The following is a 4,136-nucleotide window of genomic DNA, read 5'->3' as shown; positions in this document are numbered from 1 at the left end:
CCGACCTCGCCTTTGAAGGACGCCCTGGAGCGGCCGAAGGTCGTCCACCGCGCGGCTCTCACGGACCCTGTCGCCCTCGGCGGGCTACTCAGGGCCATCGATGAGTATGACGGCTGGCCCACCCTGCGGGCGGCGCTGCTATTCACGGCGCTGACCTTCGCGCGGCCGGGCGAGGTGCGTGGCGCGCGGTGGAACGAGTTCGACTTCGCCAAGGCCGTCTGGAACATCCCCGCCATCCGCATGAAGATGCGCCGCGCCCATATGGTGCCGCTGTCGCGCCAGGCGCTGAGCGTGCTCGACGAGATTCGCGCCTTCTCGGGCGCGAGCGAACTGGTGTTCCCCTCCATCCGGTCCAACAAGAAGCTGATCAGCGAGAACGGCATGAACTCGGCGCTGCGGCGCATGGGGTTCACGCAGGCCGAGATGACGGCCCACGGCTTCCGGGCATCCGCCAGCTCGATCCTGAACGAGCGCGGCCATTCGCCGGACGTGATCGAGGCGGCGCTCGGGCATCTGGACCAGAACGAGGTGCGGCGGGCCTATAATCGGGCCACCTATTGGCCTGAGCGCGTGGCGCTGATGCAGACCTGGGCCGACATGCTGGATGAGTTCAGGAGGCTGAGACCGAGGCGGGACCCTGGCTGAGGCTATAAAAAGCTAATGCCCATAACGGGGTTCGGCATGCTGGGATGAGATCATCTTCACGGAGTACATATCCGCCACACGCCTCCTTGCCCTAAGGAGTTGGACCATACAATCGCTTTCGGCCTTGCGGGATGGGCATCCGCTCTGCCGCAGCGCTGTTGAGGACGAAATGTCTTTTCGCCGGTTGCGATTTTGCCCCCGCCGAGCTGCAGGGCATGCATGATTGACGCCTCCGCAGCCTATTTTGAGAGAACGAGTTGCCAACACTGCATCCGTCTCATGGGGCGGGCGCCGCTGCGCGCGTGACGGTCGTTCTTTGACCCCGTGTGAACCACCGGTGGCTCACATGAAGCGTAATTTTGATGATGCCGCGCGCGTGGACGGCACACCTGAAATGCCCATCCCGCAGCGCGCCCGCCGGCAATTCATCCGAGATGGATATTGGGTGCAGGAGCGGCAACGCTTTCGATTTTCATCACACGGTGATGGCGCTTAAAGCGCCGTCGATCCGCCCGCGAGGCTCCAGAACGATCTTTTTTGCGATTCTGTAAATAGTGACGACATCAGCTTCGCGTGCGCGCCGTTTTGGAGTCCCGACATCGCGCCGGTTGCCTTCGACCTATCTCCTGCGATGCCATTTTCGAGCATCGTATATGAAGAATCTATATCTATATTGATATATTTTGATTAAATATATTACACAATTAGATATTAGAATGCATCTATATCAATAACGTTATTGATTATCACCCTTAATAGATAGCAATTTTATCCCATTTCAAACATCGAATTGAACTTTTTAATTTGGTTATGCAGAAAGATATTTCTGCTTTTCCTGTATTAATGATTGTCATCATCATTGGATCAATGAATCTGCGATTCTGTAAATCACTGATGTCGATAATCATATTAAGGTGTCAGACATGAGTGATTTTCATCGATTTCAAGCCAATCCAGATAACGTGCTTCGCTTGTCCTACGTCGAATGGATTGGTCGGTGGATCGAGAAAGGTCGCCGCCCGTATCTCATGACCTTCATGTTCAATCGGATGGCAGCGTCATCCATGAATCTGTTTGTGGAAATAATGTACGGCGATATCGAGATTGCCTACCGGCGCCTATCGGGGCGGTTCGCGCATCACCCGGAGAAGCCTGGGCAGCGTGACAAGCTCCCTATCTTCATTGGTGCCCCTGACACGCCGAGCATCAAGCGTCGCAATCACCAATTCGAAGGGGACGACAGGCTCCATGTTCATGGCGTTCTCCTGACGCCCGCAGTCAGCCGTTTCGAGGGGGACCTTGTCGAGTGGATGAAGATGAATGCCGGGCGGTTGATTGCTGGCACCCATATCCGCCGGATCCATCTGGTGGAGATTACCCGCACGCCGCACATGGCCTCGGACTATGCGCTGAAGGCCTTCGGCTGGCATCCTGATTTCGGTGACCCCCTCATCTTGCCGATGCAGAGGGGCGTCAAGCGGGACCGCACGGCGAGAGGTTATGACGAAGCCTGCAATCGTGTTCAGGGATGCTCCCTGGTGCGTCCTCGGGCAACCCATCCTCCCCGGTGATCCTGACCCCCCGGGCGCTTTAAGCGCCGGTGTGAAGGTCAAGCCCGCCGCGTCATTTGTCATCGGCATTGCTATAGCGCCTAACGCCCTTTGCATGGGATACCGCGAACGACATCGAGTCCCCCTGCGGGTGGCGCTTTAAGCGCCCGTGGGAGAGCGGTCGCCTGTGCATGCCATAGCGTGAAAACGAAAATGAAGAGGACGGTGTTAGCCGCCCTCTTTTTTTATGCCTGGATCAGCCCCGTGTCAGACCTTGATCACGCATTCGGGGTGCAGCGGCGCGATCTGGGTGATCTGGCGGGTGAAGGGGGGAAAGTCGGGGTAGTCCCGCCAGTCGAGGGTGACATGGCTGTCGCTGCGGGCGCGCACAACGGCTTCCCACCAGCCACCATATTCTCCCTCGCTAAAGTCGGGCGCGAGCACCACGTCGCCCTTGGTGAGCTGCGGCCAATGGGTGCCGCCTTCCTTCATGACGACGCCGATGGTGGTGTCGCCGGAGGCCGCATCGGACTTGATGGAGAGCATGGGTGCGGCCTTCTTGGCCTTCGCTCCACCGGAGGCAGCAGCGGGCTTCTCGTCACCCTTGTTCTCGGCGGTGACGTTCTCCTTGGCATCCGCTTCCTGGTCGGCATCCTCGCCGGTGGCCAGCGCCTCGGCCATGAGGGACAGCCGCTTGAAAATGTCGGTCTTGATGTTGGCGAGCAGCGGCCGGTCATTTTCGCCGAAGCGGCCGGCGGGCAGCGCCGCGAGCAGATCGGCGTCATCGCCTTCCCCGAAGGACACGCAGGAGAGGCCCAGCTTGCTGGCCGCGGCCTGGGCGCGCTCGATGCTATCGGCGCCGAAACGGCCGGCCTGCGCCTTGCCTGCCCAGTTCTTGGTGAAGAGCACAAGGTACGAAGAGGCTTCGATGGCAGTCATGATGATGCTCCATGCTGTTGGGGGGGTGCAACTATGTGCATCGATATTGTATCATAATACCGTCAAAAAGTCAATGATGTTCTTGCTTCGTCCGCATCGGTGGCGCGGCGGCCCCGCTACGCCAGTAGGCTCCCTGCCGGGGTTTCGCCTCTAGTCAGGACAGGAGAGTCGGTTGGCGCCACAAACCAGCCCTCCCGACACGCCGCCGCGAATGGCCGCTTCGCGCCCCCAACAACGTCATTAATTTGGTAATAAATGCGCCCGAAAGCGGACCGACGTGCCCCAAAGGGCAAATCCAACCGCTAGAACGAACTCACAGCTGGTTAGGAGTTGGGGGAAACGCAATCCCGTCCACTTTTTTAGGGGAAGATCAAAAGCCAACCGGGCGAGGCGAGCCAAGACGGGGTAACAAAGCGGGAGCTAGTGGACCGAGTGGGGAGACCATGCCGCTTTTCACAACGACCAACTATCCGATTAACGCGCTGATCGAGGATATCGACCACGGCAAGATCGGCCTTCCCGAGCTACAGCGGCCTTTCGTCTGGCCGAACGTCAACGTCCGCAACCTTTTCGATTCACTGTACCGCGGCTATCCGGCCGGCTTCCTGCTGTTCTGGAAAACAGGCGCTGAGGGGGCTCCGCTTAAGGGGATCGGCGCCGGCAACAAAAAGGCGGTTCCGGAAACCGCCATCGTCGACGGGCAGCAGCGGCTCACCTCGCTCTATGCAGTTGTCAAGGGCGCAGAGGTGCTGCGCGCGAACTTCAAAAAGGAGCGTATCCGCATCGCCTTTAGCCCCCTAACCGAACGGTTCGAGGTGACTGATGCCGCCATCCTCAAGGACAAGAGCTTCATCCCCGACATCTCGGAATTGTGGAAGCCGGTGACGTGCTCCCCATTTTCCTGCCGGTCATAAGTTAGGCCCGGCTGGGTTTTGGTCCTCATGGGACCGGCTGGCGAACATCGACGGCGAGAGGCCGCCGAGGCTCGTATGGGGTCGGACG

4 protein-coding genes are annotated in these 4,136 nt (G+C 59.1%); 3 read left to right on the top strand and 1 reads right to left on the bottom strand.

Going from position 1 to position 4,136, the window contains the following annotated elements; all coding sequences use genetic code 11:
* Together AC2W7M_RS21075 and AC2W7M_RS21070 are read left to right on the top strand one after the other, a co-directional pair.
* A partial coding sequence (locus AC2W7M_RS21075) for a tyrosine-type recombinase/integrase (RefSeq protein WP_486134646.1) occupies positions 1–645 on the top strand: 645 nt, incomplete at its 5' end.
* Between the two features lie 923 nt (positions 646–1,568).
* Positions 1,569–2,216 (top strand): hypothetical protein, encoded by a 648-nt coding sequence (locus AC2W7M_RS21070; RefSeq protein ID WP_486134644.1) that lies wholly within the window; start codon positions 1,569–1,571, stop codon positions 2,214–2,216.
* A 246-nt stretch (positions 2,217–2,462) separates the two neighbouring features.
* Here AC2W7M_RS21070 and AC2W7M_RS21065 read toward each other — a convergent pair whose 3' ends face one another.
* A complete protein-coding gene (locus AC2W7M_RS21065; RefSeq protein WP_486134643.1) occupies positions 2,463–3,134 on the bottom strand; it encodes a hypothetical protein in 672 nt (223 codons plus the stop codon).
* 443 nt (positions 3,135–3,577) lie between these two features.
* Here AC2W7M_RS21065 and AC2W7M_RS21060 point away from each other — a divergent pair, with 443 nt between their 5' ends.
* Positions 3,578–4,048, top strand: coding sequence for a DUF262 domain-containing protein (locus AC2W7M_RS21060; protein WP_486134641.1), 471 nt, complete (start codon positions 3,578–3,580; stop codon positions 4,046–4,048).
* Positions 4,049–4,136 lie beyond the last annotated feature (88 nt).

The organism is Xanthobacter sp. BG11Y11_SDJG (assembly GCF_057364445.1).
This window is presented reverse-complemented; position numbering and strand designations above follow the sequence as displayed.

Coding starts and splice junctions, on each gene's coding strand:
- AC2W7M_RS21070 (WP_486134644.1), top strand. CDS start 1,569: ATGAGTGATTTTCATCGATTTCAAGCCAATCCAGATAACGTGCTTCGC.
- AC2W7M_RS21065 (WP_486134643.1), bottom strand. CDS start 3,134: ATGACTGCCATCGAAGCCTCTTCGTACCTTGTGCTCTTCACCAAGAAC.
- AC2W7M_RS21060 (WP_486134641.1), top strand. CDS start 3,578: ATGCCGCTTTTCACAACGACCAACTATCCGATTAACGCGCTGATCGAG.